17 protein-coding genes are annotated in these 21922 nt (G+C 67.5%); 14 read left to right on the top strand and 3 right to left on the bottom strand.

Annotation, left to right across the window (positions count from 1 at the left end; translation table 11 throughout):
* Nucleotides 1-36: 36 nt before the first annotated feature.
* The 11 genes from nuoE (at nucleotide 37) to IG75_RS0102345 (ending at nucleotide 15347) form a co-directional block, all read left to right on the top strand.
* The gene (gene nuoE / locus IG75_RS0102395; protein WP_036512077.1) at nucleotides 37-750 is read left to right on the top strand and encodes an NADH-quinone oxidoreductase subunit NuoE; all 714 of its coding nucleotides are present in this window, start codon (nucleotides 37-39) and stop codon (nucleotides 748-750) included.
* A complete protein-coding gene (gene nuoF / locus IG75_RS0102390) occupies nucleotides 747-2075 on the top strand; it encodes an NADH-quinone oxidoreductase subunit NuoF (protein ID WP_030519462.1) in 1329 nt (442 codons plus the stop codon). The genes nuoE and nuoF overlap by 4 nt, the downstream gene beginning before the upstream one ends.
* Nucleotides 2072-4528, top strand: coding sequence for an NADH-quinone oxidoreductase subunit G (locus tag IG75_RS0102385; RefSeq protein ID WP_030519461.1), 2457 nt, complete (start codon nucleotides 2072-2074; stop codon nucleotides 4526-4528). Before nuoF ends, IG75_RS0102385 begins: the two co-directional genes overlap by 4 nt.
* Nucleotides 4521-6338, top strand: a complete 1818-nt coding sequence (nuoH, locus tag IG75_RS0102380; protein ID WP_030519460.1) for an NADH-quinone oxidoreductase subunit NuoH — start codon at nucleotides 4521-4523, stop codon at nucleotides 6336-6338. The genes IG75_RS0102385 and nuoH overlap by 8 nt, the downstream gene beginning before the upstream one ends.
* Nucleotides 6335-7186: an NADH-quinone oxidoreductase subunit J gene (locus IG75_RS0102375; protein WP_030519459.1), complete on the top strand. Its 852-nt coding sequence runs from the start codon at nucleotides 6335-6337 to the stop codon at nucleotides 7184-7186. Before nuoH ends, IG75_RS0102375 begins: the two co-directional genes overlap by 4 nt.
* A complete protein-coding gene (nuoK, locus tag IG75_RS0102370; protein WP_030519458.1) occupies nucleotides 7183-7482 on the top strand; it encodes an NADH-quinone oxidoreductase subunit NuoK in 300 nt (99 codons plus the stop codon). The genes IG75_RS0102375 and nuoK overlap by 4 nt, the downstream gene beginning before the upstream one ends.
* Before the next feature lie 77 nt (nucleotides 7483-7559).
* Nucleotides 7560-9446, top strand: coding sequence for an NADH-quinone oxidoreductase subunit L (gene nuoL / locus IG75_RS0102365; RefSeq protein ID WP_030519457.1), 1887 nt, complete (start codon nucleotides 7560-7562; stop codon nucleotides 9444-9446).
* Nucleotides 9443-11065 carry an NADH-quinone oxidoreductase subunit M gene (locus tag IG75_RS0102360; protein ID WP_030519456.1) on the top strand — a complete coding sequence of 541 codons (1623 nt, stop codon included), beginning with the start codon at nucleotides 9443-9445 and terminating at the stop codon, nucleotides 11063-11065. The genes nuoL and IG75_RS0102360 overlap by 4 nt, the downstream gene beginning before the upstream one ends.
* Nucleotides 11055-12677, top strand: a complete 1623-nt coding sequence (gene nuoN, locus IG75_RS0102355; protein ID WP_030519455.1) for an NADH-quinone oxidoreductase subunit NuoN — start codon at nucleotides 11055-11057, stop codon at nucleotides 12675-12677. Before IG75_RS0102360 ends, nuoN begins: the two co-directional genes overlap by 11 nt.
* A gap of 479 nt (nucleotides 12678-13156) precedes the next feature.
* Nucleotides 13157-13714, top strand: coding sequence for a MarR family winged helix-turn-helix transcriptional regulator (locus IG75_RS0102350; protein ID WP_030519454.1), 558 nt, complete (start codon nucleotides 13157-13159; stop codon nucleotides 13712-13714).
* On the top strand, nucleotides 13707-15347 hold the full coding sequence (locus IG75_RS0102345) for an MDR family MFS transporter (protein WP_245713119.1): 1641 nt from the start codon (nucleotides 13707-13709) through the stop codon (nucleotides 15345-15347). Before IG75_RS0102350 ends, IG75_RS0102345 begins: the two co-directional genes overlap by 8 nt.
* 122 nt (nucleotides 15348-15469) lie before the next feature.
* Here IG75_RS0102345 and IG75_RS0102340 read toward each other — a convergent pair whose 3' ends face one another.
* Nucleotides 15470-15775, bottom strand: coding sequence for a hypothetical protein (locus IG75_RS0102340; RefSeq protein WP_051714362.1), 306 nt, complete (start codon nucleotides 15773-15775; stop codon nucleotides 15470-15472).
* A 148-nt stretch (nucleotides 15776-15923) separates the two neighbouring features.
* Between IG75_RS0102340 and IG75_RS0102335 the strand changes: the two genes are divergently transcribed.
* The 3 genes from IG75_RS0102335 to IG75_RS0102325 all read left to right on the top strand — a co-directional run bounded on the left by IG75_RS0102335 (nucleotide 15924) and on the right by IG75_RS0102325 (nucleotide 18459).
* Nucleotides 15924-16181, top strand: coding sequence for an AMP-binding enzyme (locus tag IG75_RS0102335; RefSeq protein WP_245713120.1), 258 nt, complete (start codon nucleotides 15924-15926; stop codon nucleotides 16179-16181).
* A 263-nt stretch (nucleotides 16182-16444) separates the two neighbouring features.
* Entirely contained in the window at nucleotides 16445-17827 is a 1383-nt protein-coding gene (locus IG75_RS0102330; protein WP_030519450.1) for an ABC1 kinase family protein, read from the top strand.
* The gene (locus IG75_RS0102325; protein WP_030519449.1) at nucleotides 17827-18459 is read left to right on the top strand and encodes a TetR/AcrR family transcriptional regulator; all 633 of its coding nucleotides are present in this window, start codon (nucleotides 17827-17829) and stop codon (nucleotides 18457-18459) included. The genes IG75_RS0102330 and IG75_RS0102325 overlap by 1 nt, the downstream gene beginning before the upstream one ends.
* On the opposite strand, the gene IG75_RS0102320 is transcribed toward IG75_RS0102325, so the two are convergent.
* Together IG75_RS0102320 and IG75_RS0102315 are read right to left on the bottom strand one after the other, a co-directional pair.
* The gene (locus tag IG75_RS0102320; RefSeq protein WP_063834084.1) at nucleotides 18456-19796 is read right to left on the bottom strand and encodes a PucR family transcriptional regulator; all 1341 of its coding nucleotides are present in this window, start codon (nucleotides 19794-19796) and stop codon (nucleotides 18456-18458) included. The genes IG75_RS0102325 and IG75_RS0102320 overlap by 4 nt on opposite strands.
* A gap of 525 nt (nucleotides 19797-20321) precedes the next feature.
* Entirely contained in the window at nucleotides 20322-21521 is a 1200-nt protein-coding gene (locus IG75_RS0102315; RefSeq protein ID WP_036512075.1) for an esterase/lipase family protein, read from the bottom strand.
* Nucleotides 21522-21922: the final 401 nt, after the last annotated feature.

The raw sequence follows: 21922 nt of genomic DNA, 5'->3' as shown, positions 1-21922 counted from the left end.
CCGCGGGACGCCTGTACCGGCTTCGAAAGAGGTTCCATGACCGAGATTCTCTTGCGGCTGACTGCTCGGCCGCAGCCCTACCCGGATGATGTTCGTGCCCGGCTCGAGCCGGATGCGAAGGAGATCGTCGCCCGGTACCCGCAGCCCCGCTCGGCGCTGCTACCGCTGCTCCATCTGGTGCAGTCGGAGGAGGGCTACGTCAGCAGTACCGGGATCGAGTTCTGCGCGGAGTTGCTCGGCCTCACCGGCGCCGAGGTGACGGCGGTCGCCACCTTCTACTCCATGTACCGGCGCACTCCCACCGGGGATTACCACGTGGGCGTCTGCACCAATACCCTGTGCGCGGTTCTCGGGGGCGATGCCATCCTCGCGGAACTGCGCGCGCATCTGGGGATCGCGCACGGGGAGACCACCGACGACGGCGCGATCACCCTCGAACACATCGAATGCAACGCGGCCTGCGATTACGCACCGGTGATCATGGTGAACTGGGAGTTCTTCGACAATCAGACCCCGGAATCGGCCCGCGAACTGGTGGACGCACTCCGCGACGGACGCACCGTCACCCCCACCCGCGGCGCGCCGCTGTGTACCTTCCGGGAGACCGCGCGGGTCCTGGCCGGTTTCCCGGACACCCGGCCCGGCGTACTCGACGGTGACCCGGGCGCCCCGACGCTCACCGGTCTGGACACCGCGCGCGAGCAGGGTATGCGTGCACCCGAGGTACCGGACGAGGACGGTGCCCGATGACCCTGACGCCCGTCCTCAGCAAGTACTGGAATCTGCCGAATTCCTGGACCCTCGACACCTACCGGGCCCATGAGGGATACGAAGCGCTGCCGATCGCGCTCGGCATGACACCGGACCAGGTGATCACCACCGTCAAGGACGCCGGCCTGCGCGGCCGCGGCGGGGCCGGGTTCCCGACCGGTATGAAATGGGGTTTCATCCCACAGGGCCCCGAACCCGACGGCTCGACGAAACCGCACTACCTGGTGGTGAACGCGGACGAGTCCGAACCGGGCACCTGCAAGGACATCCCGCTCATGCTCGCGGCACCGCATTCGCTCATCGAGGGTGTGATCATCGCCGCCTATGCCATTCGCGCCGCGCACGCCTTCATCTATCTGCGCGGTGAGGTGGTGCCGGTACTACGCCGGCTGCAGGCCGCGGTCGCCGATGCCTACGCGGCCGGGCTGCTGGGCCGCGATATCCTCGGCTCCGGCTACGATCTGGAGCTCACCGTGCACGCCGGCGCCGGCGCCTATATCTGCGGTGAGGAGACCGCCCTGCTGGATTCGCTGGAGGGCAGGCGCGGGCAGCCCCGGCTGCGCCCGCCGTTTCCGGCGGTCGCGGGTCTGTACGCCAGTCCGACCGTGGTGAACAATGTCGAATCCATCGCCAGTGTGCCGCCGATCATCCGCAACGGCCCGGCCTGGTTCCGCTCCATGGGCAGCGAGAAATCACCCGGTTTCACGCTGTACTCGCTGTCCGGGCATATCGCCCGGCCCGGCCAGTACGAGGCCCCGCTCGGCATCACCCTGCGTGAATTGCTCGGGTACGCGGGCGGGGTCCGCGCGGGCCGGTCCCTGAAGTTCTGGACACCCGGCGGTTCCTCGACCCCGCTGTTCACTGCCGAGCATCTCGATGTGCCACTGGACTACGAGAACGTGATGGCACAGGGTTCGATGCTGGGCACCAAGGCACTGCAGATCTTCGACGACACCACCTGCGTGGTCCGTGCGGTGCTGCGCTGGACCGAGTTCTACGCCCACGAATCCTGCGGTAAGTGCACCCCGTGCCGGGAGGGTACGTACTGGCTGGTCCAGCTGCTCACCCGGCTCGAATCGGGCGAGGGCACACCCGCCGACCTGGACAAACTCCTGGATATCGCCGACAACATCAACGGCAAGTCCTTCTGCGCGCTCGGTGACGGCGCGGCCAGCCCCATCGTGTCCTCGCTGAAGTACTTCCGCGACGAGTACCTCGCGCATATGACGCACGGCGGCTGCCCGTTCGATCCGGCCCGCGCGACCGCCTGGGCCGGATCCGCGGCCGGAGAGGGGATCCGATGACCGCCACCGTCCGTTCCGATTCCGCCGATCTGCAGCCGGCCGACCTGGTCACCGTCACGATCGACGGCACCACGGTCAGTGTTCCGGCCGGCACCCTGCTCATCCGCGCCGCCGAACTGATCGGTATCCAGATCCCGCGGTTCTGTGATCACCCGCTGCTCGCCCCGGTCGGTGCCTGCCGACAGTGCCTGGTGGAGGTGGAGGGCCAGCGTAAGCCCGTGGCCTCCTGCACCATGGCGGTCACCGAGGGCATGGTGGCGCATACCCAGCTCGATTCCGCGGTCGCGGAGAAAGCGCAGCAGGGTGTGATGGAACTGCTGCTGATCAACCATCCGCTGGACTGCCCGGTTTGCGACAAGGGCGGGGAGTGCCCGCTACAGAACCAGGCCATGTCCACCGGGCGGGCGGAGAGCCGCTTCGACGGGGAGAAACGCAAGTATCCGAAACCGATTCCGCTGTCGACCGCGGTCCTGCTCGATCGTGAACGGTGCGTGCTGTGCGCGCGCTGTACCCGTTTCTCCCAGCAGATCGCCGGGGATCCGTTCATCGAACTGCTCGACCGTGGCGCGCTCCAGCAGGTCGGCACCGCCGCGCACGAACCCCTCGATTCATACTTCTCCGGTAATACCGTGCAGATCTGCCCGGTCGGCGCCCTCACCGGCACCAGCTACCGATTCCGGGCCCGCCCGTTCGACCTGGTTTCCAGCCCTAATGTCTGCGAGCACTGCGCCTCCGGTTGCGCCCAGCGCACCGACCACCGGCGCGGGAAGGTCCTGCGTCGCCTCGCCGGCGACGATCCCGAGGTCAACGAGGAATGGAACTGCGACAAGGGGCGCTGGGCGTTCGACTACACCGGGGAGCGCGATCGGATCACCGGCCCGCTGCTGCGCGGCGCCGACGGGACGCTGTCCCCGTGCTCGTGGTCCGAGGCGCTCGCGGCCGCCGCACGTGGTCTGCGCGCCGGCGTGGGTAACGCGGCGGTGCTCCCCGGTGGCCGGATCACCGAGGAGGAGGCGTACGCGTACGCCAAATTCGCGCGAACGGTGCTGGGCACCAACGATATCGACTTCCGGGCCCGGGCCCAGACGGCGGAGGAGGCGGACTTCCTGGGCGCCTGGGTAGCCGGGCACACCGGCACCGTCACGTACGACAATCTGGAGACGGCCCCGGTCGTGCTCCTGGCCGGGTTCGAACCGGAAGAGGAATCGCCCATCGTCTACCTGCGGCTGCGCAAAGCGGCCCGGACCCGAGGGCTATCGGTGTTCTCGATCGCCGCCTTCGCGTCACGCGGCCTGGAGCGGATGTCGGGCACCGTCGTCCCGGCGGTCCCCGGCAGCGAGGCCCGGATCCTCACCGAGCTGATCGAACCCGGCGCCGAGTCCGGCCCGGCCCGGCTGCTGCGGGAACCCGGTGCGGTGATCCTGGTCGGCGAACGGCTGGCGACCGCCCCCGGTGCGCTGTCGGCGGCGATCCGGCTCGCCGCCGATACCGGCGCCGCACTCGCCTGGGTGCCGCGGCGGGCCGGCGAGCGCGGCGCGGTGGAGGCCGGCGCGCTGCCCGGGCTGCTCCCGGGTGGCCGGCCCGTCACCGATCCCGAGGCCCGGCGGCAGGTGGCCGAGCTCTGGGGCGTCACCGATCTCCCCGACCACCCCGGCCGCGATACCGCTGCGGTTCTCGACGGCACCGCGACGGTGGGCACCCTGGTGGTCGGCGGGATCGAACTCGCCGATCTGCCCGATCCCGCCGCGGCGCGGGCCACCCTGCGGGCCGCCGATTTCATCATCTCGCTGGAACAGCGGCACAGCGAGGTCACCGCGTCCGCGGACGTCGTGTTCCCGGTGGCCACGGCGATGGAGAAAGCCGGCACCTTCCGTACCTGGGAGGGTCGTCCGCGTCCGTTCGCCGCGGCGCTCACCGACAATACGGTGCGCCGCATGGCCGCGCCGCTGTCCGATCTGCGGGTACTGCACAGTCTGGCGGCGGAAGTGGGTGTGGCGCTCGGCCTTCCCGATACCGCCGCCGCCCGGGCCGAACTCGACCGTCTCGGTCCCTGGACCGGCGCCACGGTCGCGCCCCCCGCGCGACCGGCCGCGCCGCCCGTCCGCCCCGAAGCCGGCACCGCGGTGCTGGCGAGCTGGCGGATGCTGCTGGACCGGGGCCGGATGCAGGACGGCGAAGCGAATCTGGCCGGTATCGCGCGACCGCCGGTGGCCAGGTTGTCGGCGGTGACGGCCGCGGAAGTGGGAGCCACCGACGGCGCTCCGGTCACCGTGACGACCCCGCACGGCGCGGTGACCCTGCCGCTGGCCGTCACCGAGATGCCGGACCGGGTGGTATGGCTGCCCATGAACTCACCCGGGTGCTCGATCCACACCGATCTGGGCGCCCGACCGGGCGACGTCGTGACCCTACGGCGCGCCGACCAGCGGACGGAGGCATCCGACCATGACTGATCTGTCCCTCTTCGGGCACGACCCGCTGTGGCTGGTCGCCGCCAAAGCCGTCGCCATTTTCGTATTCCTGCTGCTGACCGTGCTGTTCGGCGTGCTGATCGAACGCAAGGTCGTGGCCTGGATGCAGATGCGGGTCGGGCCCGACCGGGTCGGGCCCAAGGGGTTGCTGCAGAGCGCCGCCGACGGGGTGAAGATGGCGTTCAAGGAAGATATCGTCCCCGCGATCGTGGACAAACCCATCTTCGTACTCGCGCCGATCATCTCGGTCGTCTCGGCCGTCCTGGCCTTCGCCGTGATCCCGTTCGGGCCGGAGGTCTCGATCCTGGGGCAGCGCACCGCCCTGCAGCTCACCGATCTACACGTCGGTGTTCTCTATATCCTTGCGGTCACCTCGATCGGTGTGTACGGAATCGTGCTGGCCGGCTGGGCCTCTGGCTCCACCTATCCGCTGCTGGGCGGTCTGCGCTCCACCGCGCAGGTGATCTCCTACGAGATCTCCATGGCGCTCTGCTTCGGGGCGGTATTCCTGCTCGGCGGCACCATGGCGACGTCCGGCATCATCGCCGCCCAGCAACCCACCTGGTATGTGTTCCTGCTGTTGCCGTCGTTCCTCATCTACTGCATCTCCATGGTCGGGGAGACCAACCGGGCGCCGTTCGACCTGCCCGAGGCCGAGGGCGAACTCGTCGGCGGGTTCCACACCGAGTACTCCTCGCTGAAGTTCGCGATGTTCATGCTCGCCGAATACGTGAACATGGCCACGGTCTCGGCGCTGGCGACCACCATGTTCCTCGGTGGCTGGCGGGCCCCGTTCCCCGTCAACCTCTGGGAGGGTGCGAATTCGGGCTGGTGGCCGCTGCTGTGGTTCACCGCCAAGGTCTGGATGTTCCTGTTCGTGTTCATCTGGCTGCGCGGTACGCTGCCGCGCCTGCGCTACGACCAGTTCATGAATTTGGGCTGGAAACTGCTCATCCCGACCTCGCTGGCCTGGGTGATGGTGGTGGCCACCGCCCGGGTTCTCGATCTCGAGGGATATCCCGTGCGCACACCCATCCTGGTGATCGGCGGCCTGCTGCTCACCGGGCTCCTGATCGGGTTGTTCCTCCGAGCCGGGAACGCCCCGGCCACCGCGCCGGAGTTCGGTCCCGAAGACGATCTACCGGTGGGGAACGCTCCACCGGGCACGCCGGGTGGGGGTCAGGTCTTCCTGGGATTCCCGACCCCGCCGCTGCCGGAGCAGACCTCGACCATCACCTCCTCCCCCGGGCTCCTCGAACCGCTGGCGGGTTTCGCGGTCACCGCTCTCACCATGTTCAAGAAGCCCAATACCGAGTTCTATCCCGAGGAGAAGGTCCCCACCGCGCCGCGCTATCACGGACGCCACCAGCTCAACCGGCACCCCGACGGGCTGGAGAAGTGCATCGGCTGTGAGCTGTGCGCCTGGGCCTGCCCGGCCGACGCGATCTACGTCGAAGGCGCCGACAACACCGACGAGGAGCGCTTCTCCCCCGGTGAACGCTACGGCCGGGTGTACCAGATCAACTATCTGCGCTGTATCGGCTGCGGCCTGTGCATCGAGGCGTGCCCGACCCGGGCGCTGACGATGACCAACGAGTACGAACTCACCGACGACAACCGCGCCGATCTCATCTACGAGAAGGACCGGTTACTCGCCCCGCTGGCTCCGGAGATGCAGTCCCCGCCACACGAGATGCAACCGGGCAGCACCGAAGCCGACTACTACCTCGGCCGGGTGGACCCCGCGGCACCGCGGCCCACCGCCGATACCGCGCCGGGAGGTAACCGATGACCGGCACCGAATCGGCCCTGCTGGCCGCCGCCCCGCTGACCGACGCCGGAACCGGTGAAACGGTGCAGTTCTGGATCCTCGCCCCGCTGGCGGTGCTCGGCGCGCTCGGTATGGTGTTCGCGGCCAAGGCCGTGCACTCGGCGATCTGCCTGGCGGCCACCATGATCACCCTGGCGGTGTTCTACATCGCCCAGGACGCGCTGTTCCTCGGAGTCGTGCAGATCGTGGTGTACACCGGCGCGGTCATGATGCTGTTCCTGTTCGTCCTCATGCTGGTCGGGGTCGATTCGGCGGAATCACTGCGGGAGACGCTGCGCGGGCAGCGGATCGCCGCCGGGGTGGTCGGTGTCGGCTTCGGGGTCCTGCTGTGCACGGGTATCGCGCACGGGGTCCGCAATTCCGGTGTCGAATTCCCCGCCACCGGCTTCCCGGGTCGTGATGTGATCGGCGCCCTGGCCGAACTGATCTTCATACGCTACGTCTGGGCCTTCGAACTCACCGGCGCACTGCTGATCGCCGCCACCATCGGTGCCATGTTGCTGGCCCACCGGGAGACCTTCGGTCCGAAACTCGGCCAGCGCGAACTGTCGCGCCGGCGTTTCCGCGACGCCGGGCACCGGCCCACGCCGCTGCCTACCCCCGGCGTCTACGCCCGGCACAACGCGGTGGACATCCCGGCGCGGCTACCGGACGGGTCGTTCGAGGAGCTGTCGGTCTCGACCATTCTGCGGCACCGCCGTACCCAGGCACTCACCGATGCCGCGGTGCTCTCGGTCGGTTCCGCGCCGGCCCCCGGATCCGACGAGGCCCGCACCGCCCGCCCGGCCGACGAGGAAGGTATCCGGTGAATCCCGAGAACTATCTGTTCCTGTCCGCGCTACTGTTCACCATCGGCGCCGCGGGCGTGCTGCTGCGGCGTAACGCGATCATCGTCTTCATGTGCATCGAGCTCATGCTCAATGCGGTGAACCTCGCGTTCGTCACCTTCGCGCGGATGCACGCGAACCTCGACGGCCAGGTCTTCGCCTTCTTCACCATGGTGGTCGCCGCGGCCGAGGTCGTGGTCGGTCTGGCCATCATCGTCACCATTTTCCGCGCCCGCCGCTCGACCTCGGTCGACGACGCCAACCTGCTGAAGTTCTGACGTGCTCGGGTCAAGCGCGGAGGCGGTAGCGCAGTGTCACCACGCAGCGCTCCCGAGCATGCCGAAAGGACACTGACGTGGATACCGCAACGCTGTGGCTGCTGCCCGCCCTGCCCCTGGCCGGCGCCGCCGTACTGCTGCTCACCGGGCGTCGCTCCGACGGATGGGGTCATCTGCTCGCCACCGTGACCGCGCTGGCCTCCTTCGTAGTGGCGGTGATCGCCTTTGCGGGGATGCTCGGCCGTTCCGGCGCCGATCGCGCGGTGGCGCTGGATCTGTTCAGCTGGGTGCCGATAGCCGGGCTCCGGGTCGACTTCGGGCTCGCACTGGACCAGCTGTCCATCTGTTTCGCCCTGCTCATTACCGGCGTCGGCTCGCTCATCCACATCTACTCCGTCGGATATATGAGCCACGATCCCGGCCGCCGCCGGTTCTTCGCCTACCTGAACCTGTTCCTCGCGGCCATGCTGCTACTCGTGCTGGCGAACAACTACCTGGTGCTGTACCTGGGCTGGGAGGGCGTCGGTCTGGCCTCGTATCTGCTGATCGGGTTCTGGTATCACAAGCCGTCGGCGGCCACGGCCGCCAAGAAGGCGTTCGTGGTCAACCGGGTCGGTGATATGGGCCTGGCGATCGCCATGATGATCATGTTCGCCACCTTCGGGTCCCTCGATTTCGGTGCGGTGTTCGGCGCGGCCCCCGGGGCGAGCGACGCCACACTCACCGCCGTCGGCCTGTTCCTGCTCCTGGCCGCCTGCGGTAAATCCGCCCAGGTACCACTGCAATCGTGGCTCGGCGATGCCATGGAGGGCCCCACCCCGGTCTCCGCGCTCATCCACGCCGCCACCATGGTCACCGCGGGTGTGTACCTGATCGCCCGCTCGAACCCGCTCTACGATCTCGCCCCCACCGCCCGGGTCGCGGTGGTGGTGGTCGGCGCGGTGACCCTGCTGTTCGGCGCGATCATCGGTTGCGCCAAGGACGACATCAAGAAGGCGCTGGCCGCCTCCACCATGAGCCAGATCGGCTATATGGTGCTGGCCGTCGGCCTCGGTCCCGCGGGATACGCGGTGGCCATCATGCATCTGCTGACCCACGGCTTCTTCAAGGCGGGCCTGTTCCTCGGGGCGGGTTCGGTCATGCACGCCATGGACGACGAAACCGATATGCGGCGCTACGGCGGATTGCGCACCCTGCTACCGATCACCTACCTCACCTTCGGTCTCGGATATCTCGCCATCATCGGTGTGCCGCCGTTCGCCGGATTCTTCTCCAAGGACCGCATCATCGAAGCGGCCTTCGCCGCCGAAGGCGCCGCCGGTCCGATTCTGGGCACCATCACCCTGCTCGGCGCCGGACTCACCGCCTTCTATATGACGCGGGTGATGCTGCTGACCTTCTTCGGCGAACGCCGCTGGAAGCCCGATACCCACCCGCACGAATCCCCCGCCGTGATGACGGGTCCGATGATCCTGCTTGCGCTCGGGTCGGTCGGCGCCGGGGCGGTTTTCGTCTGGGGGTCCTCGCTACAGAACTGGCTGGCACCGGTCGTCGGCGAGCACCACGGCGAACCGGTCCTGCCGGTTCCGGTGATCACCGGGCTCGCTCTCGCCGTGGTCGCGGTGGGCGTCGCGGTCGCCTACCGGCAGTACGGGCGCAGCGCGGTGCCCGACAGTGCACCGCAGGAGGTGACCGCACTGACCGTCGCCGCGCGGCGCGACCTCTACGGCGACGCCGTCAACGAGGCCGCCTTCATGCGGCCCGGCCGCCACCTGACCCGTGCGCTGGTCTTCCTCGACAACCGCGGTATCGACGGTCTCGTCAACGGCACCGCCGCGGTCATCGGCGGTCTGTCCGCGCGGGCCCGCCGGATCCAGACCGGTTTCGTCCGTTCGTATGCCCTGTCCATGTTCACCGGCGCGGCCCTGGTGGCCGCAGCCCTGCTGGCCGTGAGGATCTGGTGAGCGCCGTGCCCTGGTTGTCTGTGATCTGGCTGTTGCCCCTGGTGGGCGCGGCGGTCGTACTCCTGCTGCCGGCCGCGCAGCGACTACTGGCCCGCTGGGTCGGCCTGCTGTTCGCCGTGGCCACCTTCGGGGTGGCGCTAGGGGTGGCGACGGCCTTCCAGCCCGGCGGCGAGCAGTTCCAGTTCGTCGAATCCCACACCTGGATACCGGCGTTCGGCGCCGGATACACCCTCGGCGTGGACGGGATCGCGCTGGTCCTGGTACTGCTCACCGCCGGGCTGGTGCCGTTGCTCATCATCGCCGGCTGGCACGACGACCGCGAGGTCGGCACCGGGAAACGGGTGGCACACACCTATATCGCGCTCACCCTCCTGGTGGAGGCGATGGTGCTGGTGTCCTTCCTGTCCCTGGACATCCTGCTGTTCTATGTGTTCTTCGAGGCCATGCTGATCCCGATGTACTTCCTCATCGGTGGTTTCGGGCCGCGCACCGACGACGCGCAGGTCCGGCAGCAGCGTTCCCGCGCCGCGGTGAAGTTCCTGCTGTACAACCTGTTCGGCGGCCTGATCATGCTCGCCGCGGTGATCGGCCTCTACGTACTGACCGTCCAGCAGGATCTCGGCGCGGACGGCGCCGGAACCTTCGACCTGCGCACAGTGGTCGCGGCCGCCAACTCCGGACAGCTCGGCGCCGGACCGGCGGTGCTCAACGCCCTGTTCCTCGGTTTCATGTTCGCGTTCGCGGTCAAGGCGCCGCTGTGGCCGCTGCACACCTGGCTGCCGGACGCCGCCGTCTCCGCGACCCCGGCGAGCGCGGTGCTGATGATGGCGGTGGTCGACAAGGTCGGCACCTTCGGCATGCTGCGCTACTGCCTGCTGCTGTTCCCCGCCGCGGTCGACACCTATGCGCCGCTGGTGATCACGCTGGCCGTGATCGGCATCCTCTACGGTGCGCTACTGGCCATCGGCCAGACCGATGTGATGCGACTCATCGCCTACACCTCCATCTCGCACTTCGGTTTCATCGTGCTCGGTATCTTCGCCATGACCAGCCAGGCCCAGACCGGCGCGACCCTGTACATGGTCAATCACGGGCTGTCCACGGCGGCACTGTTCCTGGTGGCCGGTTTCCTGGTCTCGCGGCGCGGCAGCCGGCTCATCGCCGACTACGGCGGAGTGCAGAAGGTGGCGCCGGTGCTGGCCGGAACGTTCTTCATCGCCGGCCTGGCCACCCTCTCCCTGCCCGGGCTCGCCCCGTTCGTCAGCGAATTCCTGGTCCTGATCGGCACTTTCAGCAGGTATCAGGTGGCCGCGGTGATCGCCGCCGCCGCGCTGGTCCTGGCGGCGATCTATGTGCTGTGGCTGTACCAGCGGATGATGACGGGGCCGGTCCGCGAGGGCAGCGAACGCATCCGGGACCTGGTGCCGCGTGAGCTCGTGGTCGTGGTGCCGCTGCTCGGCGCCCTGATCTTCTTCGGTGTCTATCCGAAACCGGTACTGGATTTCATCGATCCCGCGGTGAACCAGACCCTCACCACGGTCGGCAGTGTCGACCCCGCACCGCCGGTCCCGGCCCATCCGGAAGCGGCGAACCCCGGAGGTGTGCCTCATGAGCGCTGAGCTGTCCGCCGATATGGTCCTGGCCGCGACCGTGCCGGCGCCGAGTATCGAATACCACGTGCTGGCGCCGATCCTCATCGTGTTCGGCGCGGCGGTCGTGGGAGTACTGGTGGACGCGTTCTTCCCGCGCCCGTGGCGGTATCCCGCGCAGCTGGTACTTACCCTGGCGGCACTGGGGGCCGCGCTGGTCGCCGTGCTACTGCTGTCCGGGACCAAGACGACGGCCGCGGTCGGCGCGGTCGCGGTCGACGGGGTCACCCTTTTCCTCCAGGGCACCCTGTTGATCGTCGGCATCTTGTCGGTGCTGTTCGTCGCCGAACGCGGGCCGCTGCCCCGGCCGCGCTCCGGACCGGGCACCTGGAGCCGCGCCGCCGCGACCGCCGACTACGGAATGGACGCGTTCACCCCGCAGGCCTCCGCCGTCCCGGGCAGCGGGGCCGAGCGGTCGGCCGCGACCGCGGGTATCACGCCCACCGAGGTCTTCCCGCTGCTGCTGCTGGCGCTGGGCGGCCTGCTGCTGTTCCCCGCCGCCAACGATCTGCTCACCATGTTCGTCGCGCTGGAAGTGCTGTCTCTGCCGCTGTACCTGCTGTGCGGTCTGGCCCGGCGGCGCCGGCTGCTCTCGCAGGAGGCGGCGCTCAAGTACTTCCTGCTGGGCGCGTTCTCCTCGGCTTTCTTCCTGTACGGGGTCGCGCTGCTCTACGGCCAGACCGGCACGGTCCGCCTCGCCGGAATCGCCGACGCGCTCGCCGCCGAGACCGGCGCGCCCACCCTGGCGCTGCTGGGTGTGGCCATGCTGGCCGTGGGTCTGCTGTTCAAGGTCGGCGCGGTGCCGTTCCAGGCATGGGTGCCCGATGTGTACCAGGGCGCGCCGACGCCGATCACCGCGTTCATGGCTGCGGCGACCAAGATCGCCGCGCTGGGTGCTCTACTGCGCGTGCTGTCCGTGGGTGTCGCGGAGATCGCCGACGACTGGCGGCCGGTACTGGCGGCCGTCGCGGTGGCCACCATGGTGGTCGGCGCGATCCTGGCGATCACCCAGACCGATATGAAACGGATGCTCGCCTATTCGTCCATCGCGCATACCGGCTTCCTGCTCACCGCGCTGGTCGCCGCCGACGACCGTGGCATCGCCGCGACTCTGTTCTATCTGTTCGTCTACGGCCTGGGCACCCTGGGCGCCTTCGCGGTCGTGAGCATGGTCCGCGAAACCGACGGGACGGAGGCGACGGCACTGTCGCGCTGGGCCGGTCTCGGCCGCCGCGCCCCGTGGCTCGCCACCATGTTCGCGCTGCTGCTGCTGTCGTTCGCCGGTATCCCGATCACCGCGGGATTCGTCGCGAAATTCGCGGTCTTCCAGGCCGCGGCCGGCAGCGACGCCGGCCTGCTGGTGATTGTCGGCGTACTGGCCAGCGCGATCGCCGCGTTCTTCTATGTCCGGGTGATCGTGCTGATGTTCTTCACCGATCCGCCGGCCGACCCACCCGAGATCGTCGGTCCGCCCGCCGCGACCACGGTGGCGGGCATCGCGGCACTGGCCACCCTGATCTTCGGCATCGTTCCGCAACCCCTCCTGGAGCTCGCCGACCACGCCGGCGAATTCGTGCGGTAGCCCGGAGCACCGCCGCCTCAGGGTTTTAGACCGCACAGTGTCCAGACCGCCGAGTGCTCGGCCGGGACAGCGCCGCCGACCACGCGTTGATTTCGGCACGAGGCGGATTCGGTTCGGCTTCCGGCGGCGGTGGCTTCCCCACCGGTTCATAGATCACCGACCACAGACAGTGGTAGCCGACCGTTACCGCCGCGGTTTCCGCGCTGCCGCAGCCTGTCGCAGAACATACCGGTCGCATATCGGCGCCGGCGGGCGGGATGCGGCCGGAATGGGCATGAACCCACCGGCCGCCGCTCGAAACGCTGGTCACGCGTAGCCGTACGTGGTAAACGGCGGCGGAACACGGCATGCCCTGCGCGCTGTCCGGTCGGCGCGTCTTCCCGGCTCGGCTGTGGGAATACGCACACTCCAAATTTGTTGATTAGCGCAAGCAACAAATTTATAGTTGATTAGCGCAAGCAACTAGGTTTGGAGCACGCATGGGAGTTCCCCCCGACACCGCACAGGGCATCCTCGACGAGCTGTTCCTCATCAGTCGAGCCCTCCGGCGGTCCCTCGCACAACCCGAGGAGGGCCGGCTGCTGCCGGGCGGGATCAGTGTCCTGGTCAACCTGGAATCGGCCGGTCCATGCCGGCAGGTCGACCTCGCCACCCAGATCGGTATCAGCGCCTCGGCCATGAGCCGGCACATCACCGAACTGGTCGCCGACGGTTACGTCCTGCGCAATACCGATCCCAGCGACGGGCGCGCCATCCGCGTCGAGGTCTCCCCCGCCGGCCACGAACTTCTTGCCCGGATCCGGGAATCACGGGTCCGGGGCCTGCAGGAGGTCCTGGCCGACTGGACCGTGGACGACGCCGAACACGCCCACCGAACTCTGCACACACTCCGGAGCCGACTCATCGCCCGGGACAGTCGCCACGCCGCGACCGACAACCAGAAACCTCCGCACAGCTCACTGTCCGCGGACACGCAGCGCAGCGTCACCGAAGAACACGAGCCGGAATCGAAAGAGAGTCAGGAAATAGATGTCTAGTCCAGTCGAGGCGGTGACGCGGCGAGATCCCTACGCGATGAGCCACCGCGAGGTTCTTGAATCGCTCACCGGGCTACTGGCCGCACTGTTCACCGCGCTGCTCAGTACCACGATCGTGGCGACCGCGCTGCCCACGATCATCGGCGATCTACAGGCCTCGCAGACCGCCTACGCATGGGTGATCACCGCCGCACTGCTGGCCAACGCGGCCTCCACCCCCATCTGGGGCAAACTCGCCGACCTCTTCAACAAGAAGGTCTTGGTCCAGACGGCCATCGTCATCTTCGTGGCGGGCTCGGTCCTCGCCGGTTTCGCCCACGATGTGACACTGCTGCTGACCGCCCGTGTCGTCCAGGGCATCGGTATGGGCGGTCTGACCGCCCTCGTCGTCGCCATCATCGGCAGTATCGTCGCGCCGCGGGAACGGGGCCGGTACTCCGGTTATATGGGCGCGGTCATGGCGGTCTCCATGTCGGGCGGACCCATTCTCGGCGGCGTCATCGTGGACAGCCCACTCGGCTGGCGCTGGTGCTTCTTCGTCTGCGTACCACTCGCACTGATCGCGCTGTTCCTGCTGCAGCGCACGCTGCGACTGCCCACCGAACGCAAGGCCGACGTGTCCATCGACTGGCCCGGCGCCGTCCTGATGACCGCCGGTGTCTCGATTCTGCTGATCTGGGTCTCCTTCGCCGGGAAGGCCGGCTACTACGAGTGGTTCTCCCGGGAATCTCTGCTGTACGTGGTGGCGGGCGTGGCACTGCTCGCGGCGACCGTATGGGTGGAGGCCCGCGCGAAGTCGCCGATCGTGCCACTGCGGATTGTCACCGAGCGCACCACCGGCCTGGCGATCATCGCCTCCGTCGCGGTGGGTATCGGGATGTTCGGTGCCACCACCTTCCTCGGCCAGTACTTCCAGACCTCGCGCGGTTATTCGCCGACGATCGCCGGCATCCTGACCATTCCGATGGTCGCGGGCACGCTCGTCGCCTCGGTGGTCTCCGGTCAGCTGATCACCCGGTTCGGCAAGTGGAAGGGATTCGTCGTCGGTGGCGCCACCCTGCTGGTGTTCGGCTTCGCACTGCTCTCCGCGCTCGACCACGAAACCAACCTGTGGCTGGTCAGCGCGTACATCGCGGTGGTGGGCCTGGGTGTCGGCATGATGATGCAGAACCTGGTACTGGCCGTGCAGAACACGGTGAGCGTGCGCGATATCGGCGCGGCCTCCAGCAATGTCGCCTTCTTCCGCACCTTCGGCGGCGCCATCGGGGTCTCGGTGCTGGGATCGGTTCTGGCGACCCGCGTCGGCGAGCTGTCGGCCCAGGGGTTCGCCCGGCTGGGTATCCAGACCTCCTCGGGTGGCGGCAGCAATCTCGACCTGGACAGCCTGCCCGCACCGATCGCCACCATCGTGCGTGCCTCCTACGGCGACGCGACCGGCCGGATCTTCCTGATCGCCGCGTTCGCGGCGGTGGTCGCGCTCCTGGCGACCACGCTGTTGCCGAACCGCCCGTTGCGCCGCACGATCGATATCGACCCCGAACTCGATCCGATGGGCTCCGAGGACGCGCCGCACCGGATGGGCGAGGCCGAGTCCGGCGAATTCGCCCGCCGGGAACCCGCATTGCAGAACTGAGCGGGTACCGCTCCCGTAGGACCCCGGGTATCGCTGCGATACCCGGGGTCTTCTGTAAGTACCGACCGCAGGCGGCCGGATACCTGGTGTCCGATGCCGGGCACGGGCCGCGGCCGTCCGGATCAGCTCCAGAGCACGGCGATCAGCACATTCACGATCGCCAGCCCACCCGCCGCGTCCGGCATCCACGCGGGATCCTTCCCACGCTTGGCGTCGGCCCGGCCCATTTCGGCGAAGGCGGCCACCAGCACGGAGATCACGAGCTTGACCCCGATCTTCACCATGTTCAGGTCTTTGTCCAGGGAGGTCAGGGACTCCGCCATGCCGACCAGCACCACCCCGGTAACGAGCTGCGCCCGGGCACCCCAGACCATCACCTCGTTCACGGTGGGCCGACCGGCGGCATATCCGCCGACCACCGCCGCCATACCGAGCAGATGGGTGACGACCACAACGTTGTAGACGATTTCCGACACATTCACGGTGCACGATCCTGCCAAATACGGTGTTGATGGGGTATTCGGGCACCGGTGCGGCCATCGGGCCCCGTTCGGCGCCCAGGCGGTGGTGGTGGCCGTGAGCGGGATCGTCCTGGAAGTGGCGACCGCGGTGGCCATGCCCGACCCGGTCCTGGGCGAGCGGACCTGCCTCTACGTCACTGTGAAGGCCGGGTTCGCCGTCGGTTTGGACGATGTGGTCAGGGTGATGAACCGAGCCGGGATCGCCCGATCCAAACTGCCCGAGAAGTTGGTCCTGCTCGACACTATGCCGACCACGAAGGTCGGCAAGAACGACAAGAAGGCGCTGCGGGAGGATATTCGCAACCGGCTCTGAGATTGTGCCGTCCCGGTTGAGGTCGACGTGCCGGCCGGTCTGCGGTGCCTGCTTGCTCGCCGCGGAGAGTCCGCTGCGTGCGCTGTGCCAGGTCACAAGCCGGGCACTGTTCGGCTGGGCCGTCGCCGAAGTCGAGTGGTCCGGGACCGCAGCGCGATGTGGTCTTGAACAATGAGGCAGCGGATGTGCTGATTCGGCTCGATGCCGGTTCCGGCACTGCACGGTTCGCGACGGCGTGGGTAACGGCTCGAGGAGGTCTGCCGGTGGACGGTCACGTCACTTCGGGGCGGCTGGCCCGGGCGGGCAGGCTCGGTCGGCTCACTGCCGGGCAGGCCGCTCGCGGGGTGGGGACCCGGCTGGCCATGATCGGACGGCCCGAACAGGCTCGTCGTATTCTCGCCGAGCGCTCGACATTGCAGGCGGCGCAGCAGATGGTGGCTGTACTGGGCAGCATGAAGGGCGCGGCGATGAAGCTGGGCCAGATGTTGTCGGTGCTGGATGTGGACTTGGTCCCCGAATCGCATCGTGAATTGTTCCGGGCGAAACTGGGCGAACTGCGTGACCGGGCACCGTTGGTGCCGTTCGCCGCCATGCGAGGAATCGTCGAGGACGAACTCGGTTCGCTCAGTGGCGTCTTTTCCGATTTCGACGAGGACCCGGTCGCGGCCGCCTCGATCGGGCAGGTGTATCGCGCGGTGTTGCGAGATGGCCGCACCGTAGCGGTGAAAGTGCAGTATCCGGGCGTCGGGGAGGCCGTGGTCGCCGACATCAAGAATCTGCAGTTCTTCAGCAGGCTGTGGAAATCGGCGCTGCCGAGCGCGGCCGATGGCGCTGTACTCGACGAGGTCGCCGAAAACCTGACCCGTGAACTGGACTATCTACGCGAAGCGCGCTCCCAGCACCGAGTGGCCGATCGTTACCGCGGGCACCCGCTGATCGCGGTACCGGATGTGGTGGCGCCCCTGTGCACGCCGCGAGTGCTGGTTACCGAGTTCGTCGAAGGAAAGTCTTTCGAACACATGCAGGAGCTCCCCCAACAAGAACGCGACCGGCTGGGTGAATTGATCTGCCGCTTCTACATCAACGCCCTGTTCACCGACTACGAATTCTGTGGTGACCCCCACCCGGGCAATCTGTTGCTCGCTCCCGACGGCCGGCTGACCTTCGTCGATTTCGGTCTCTACAAGCGGATGGATCCCACCGATGTCGATTTCGAACGCCGATGCCTGCGCGCGGCGGGTGAGCACCGCGCCGAAGACCTCTACAACAATTGGGTCGGCCGCGGGATCATCGACCCGGACTCGGGTGTGGACATCCGGGAATGCCTCGAATACGTGTGGTCCGCCGCCGGCTGGCACCTGCTCGACGAGCAGATCACGGTCACCCCGGAACTCGCCACCGGCGCGGTGGTGCTGGCCATCGATCCACGGTCCACCCGGTTCCGCGGCATGCGGCACCAGCTACTCCCCCGCGAGCATGTTTTCTCCCGGCGCGCCGACCTGTTCACCTTCGCGCTGCTCGGCCAACTCCGAGCCGGCAACAACTGGCACCGCATAGCCCGCGAATGGCTCTACGACGAACCGGCGACGACCGATATCGGCCTCGCGCACGCCGCCTGGCGGGCCGGCGCACTCCAGGGCCACTGATGCCGCCCAAAGCGGCCGGCCCGCGGCGGCGGCCGAGTCAAGAGCGCGCGAAAGCCACCAGAGAACACATCCTGGACACCGCGGCGCGGTTGTTCGGCGAGCGGGGTATCGCCGCCACCTCGACCAATCGGATCGCCACCGAGGCAGGCCTGAGTATCGGTACCGTCTACCGGTACTTTTCGGACCGCTCGGTCATGGTCGAAGAACTCCTGCAGCGGTTGCTGGAGACCATCGAACGCCGCTTCACCCAGCGTTTGTCGACGCTACCGCACACGGCCCTCGAAGCTCTGATCTCCGATATCCTCCACACCGTCACCGACGAACTCGTCGCCAACGCCGGCCTGGTCCGAGCCCTGGTGGGCGGCGTCCAGTTCTACAGCAGCGGCCTACCGGAGTTCGAGCCACGCCTGCGTCTCCTGGTCAAAGTGATGCTGATCCAGGGCCTCGGTCCCGGCGACGACCACCGCTACGACGTCATGGCATTCGTCTTCCTCAACACCGGATTCGCCGCGGTTCTGCGCGCTTCGGCCGAAGGCATCACCGACGAAGACCGCCGAGAAGCCATCGAGATGACAGCTCGAATGATCGGCTCATGGCTCGATGCCGAAGCCGGTGCGCCCGCCGGCTCCTAGCGATCGGTGTGGCCGTCGCAGCGAGATCCACCAGCCGCAGACCCCGCCTGCCCAACCGATATCGGCTTCCGGTCGACGCTGGTGCGCTGCCGCGGGTGGTTTCGGTCCACCGGCTCCCGGGCCGGCTTCCGGTGTGGTGACGCGGTGCGCGTGATCAGTGCTGCGTGGAGATACCACCAGGCCTTGGCGTCGGAGATATCCAGGCCGGTGAGTTCGCCTATGCGTTGCAGCCGGTAGTCGACGGTATTGGGGTGGAGGCATAGTTGGCGGGCGGTGCGTTGCCGGTTGCGGTTGTTGGCGATGTAGGTCTGCAGGGTGTGTCCGAGGTCGGGGTGGTCGTCGAGTGGGGCGAGTCGCTGCTGCAGGACGGTTTGTCCGATCCCGGGCCGGGTGAGCTGGTATTCCATGGCCAATTCGGTGAAGCGGTGCACGCCCGGACCGAGCCCGAGGTGTTCGACGGTGTCGAGGAGTTCGTGGGCGTGCCGCGTCGCAGCGGCTATCTCTTCGGTCACGGCGAAGAGGGCAGTGACAGTGAGCGGGATCTGCGCCGCGGCGGAGAGGTCGTGCACGAGCTCGTCTACCGCCGGTTCGGTATCCGGTTCGGCGGGGAGCAGGATCGTTCCTCCGTCGACGGAGAGCAGGGACAGGGCCTTGTTGTCCGATCGGGTGGCGAGAGCCGATTGCACGCGGCGCAGTTTTCGGCGGGCGACGATATGGCGGTCGAGTCCGGGCTTTCGTTCGTCCGGGTGGGCCGGGATCGCCACCGCGAGCACGAAGTAGTGGGAGGCCACCGCAATCCCGCATTCCCTGGCTGCCGCGGTGGTGGTGTGGCCGCTGAGCAGTGCGGAGGTCAGCGTGTGGACGGCGGTCCGGTGCGCGGCGGTGCGGCTTTTGAGTTCGCGCACATAGATTCTGCTGACCGTGGAGGTGACCGAATTCAGGAGTTGCACCACCGCGGTCATTCCGGTGGTGATATCGAATCCATGGCCGGGGTGCGCGACGGGGAACAGCAGATCCACACCCTTTTTCAGGCCTTGGTGGACTGCGTGCAGGACGGTACCGATCGGAACACCGCAGTGGGCCCAGCGGGCGGCAGCCGATTCGAGCCGTTCGATCTGGTCGGGCACGGCTTCACCGTTCAACCGCCGGATGATCCAGACCAGGCAGGACCGGGCCACCGCGGTGAGTTCGCTACCGGAAGTATCTTCGGGCCCGACAGCGCACGGGACGCCTGTGCGGGCGAGGTGTGCCACGATCTCCCGCGCGAGCCGGGGGATATCGGGTACCGGTGTGCGATAACGCGTCTCGGGTGCGCGGAGGGCGATGTTCTCGATCATTACCTGTGACCTCCTTGTCACCGCAGTGCCGAACGACGCCCCGCAGCGGAAGCCGCGGGACCCGATCAGCCCGGCGGCAACAGATGGTGCCGTGAAGCGCTTACTGCTGTCACAGGCTAATCTGAGCGATTACTCACCTTCTACTCCTCTTTCGGGCGGGAGCAACGGTTGTCATACACCGCTGCTGAACAGGGATAATCTTCCGATTGACGAGAGCTGTCGGCAGATTCGTTGCACCGATCTGGGTCGGTGCTCACTTTTCGCAGCTCGCCGGAAACGAACGCCGACCGACGAGCGGCGCCCAGGCGGAAAACGTGTTCGCGAGTCGCTCGTACGGCCGGAGGCGGTAATTCGGGGAGCGGCCTGTGCGGCACAGCCACTCGGTGGACGTACTGCCGCCGTTCGACTGCAAACGCCAACGGCGTGAGAGGGAAACGCCCACGCGTCGCCACGGCGGCCGGGCGCACCCGATCCGGCGGGCGGGAGAAGCTGCCGATCCGGTGGGTGCGCCCGCCTCATGACCGGTCACAACTTTCCGGCACCTCCGATCAGCCACGGGTTGAAGGAGCATTGCAGTGCCGGAAACCGGATGGGATCCAAGGCCTGCAGCGCAATGGACAATGCCCGGGGCGAGTACATGAGGGTCAGGTGATCCGACAGGTCCTGTTCGCAGCCGTCCTGCAGAGTGATGTTGCGGACCGTCGCGCCGGGGCCGGGTTGCAGGAATGTCAGATCATAGGGGTTGGTCACCTCGTCGTAGCGGGTACCGACCACGGTGTAGTCGACCCCGGCGACCGTATCCCCGGCAGCGTTGAGCTGGTTGACGAAATCCGATCCGATGGTCTGCTGGATGCCGGCGTGGCCCACGAAGATCTCGATGAACCCGAGAATATCGATGCCGAAGTTGTTGATGGCCCGGCCCAGCGCCCCGATCCCGTCCAGGGAGGTCCCGTGGTGAGTGGCGCCGAAGGTCACCAGCTTGCCGACCTTGTCCGCGCCGCCCTCGAATTTGGTGTACCAGTTCGCCATCGACCCACCCTGTGAGTGGGCGACGAGATCGACTTCGGAGGCGCCGGTGGCGGCCAGCACCCGGTCCACGAACCCGGCCAGCTGCTTCGCCGAGTCCTGGATGTAGCCGGTACCCATCACACCGGGCAGTACCGATCCCACACCGCCGCCCTGCACGAGGTTGGAGCGACCGTAGTTGAAGGTGAAGGTGCAGAACCCGGCGTCCTTGATCGGCTGACCCATGAACGCGAACCCGTTGTAGGCGTTCATCCAGGTGCCGTGGATCAGCAGCACCGGACGAGGATGCTCGGCGGTAGGTTTGCAGTTCCAGTCGTTTGATCCCGGCGGGGCGGCATCCCCGTTGGCCAGCCCGTACCCGAAGGCCGCCAGCCATGAGGTCTGCGCCGGCCCGTAACCGACGGTGTCGGAGGCGTACCCACCCGACAAGCCGGAGCTGCTGCCCGATCCGCCGTAGCAGTCGCCGGAGCCGTTTCCCGACCCCGCACCGCTGCCGGAATTACACGCCGAACCGCTGGCGCTACCCGATTCGGCGATCGGTTGTCCGGTGCGCCCGGCCGCGATATAGGCGGCCAGATCTTGCTCCGTGGGCGCTGCCGCGGGCTGTGCATGGCCACTCGCCGTGGTGAGTCCGCAAGTGACCGCGGTAGCGGCCAGAAACACGGCCGCCCGCAGACGGGCGGAGGTCGGTCTTGTCATGAAGGGCCTTCCTGAGGAGAACAGCACGATCGACTTCCCGTGCCGCGGAGCGGTTTTCACCACGAGGAAGCTGCGCCGACAATACGAGAGCCAACCCTGTTCTCCGGTCTCCGCGCATATGTACTGGATACGTCACGAATTGCCGACAACGGGATTTGGACCTGCTCACAGAAATCGGCCGAATAACGCTGCGCCGAGGGACTTTTGCGCCATATGGTCAGCCTCTTCGAACACCGTCCCATATACCAATAAATCGCTGTTGGATTCGGTGAACAATCAGATATTCGAGAAGATCACGAGACGATCACGTCGAATACACCGAATATGAGGCAGGACTCCTCCTCCCTCCGGCCCCTCGGCCCCTTCCGTTCGGAGCACCCATGCTCGACTCGTTCGCCGAC

Origin of the sequence: Nocardia rhamnosiphila NBRC 108938, from assembly GCF_000720425.1 — a bacterium.
Classification (GTDB): Bacteria; Actinomycetota; Actinomycetes; order Mycobacteriales; family Mycobacteriaceae; genus Nocardia; species Nocardia rhamnosiphila.
Note: the sequence above shows the minus strand (reverse complement) of the source record. Positions and strands in the feature narration are given on the sequence as shown.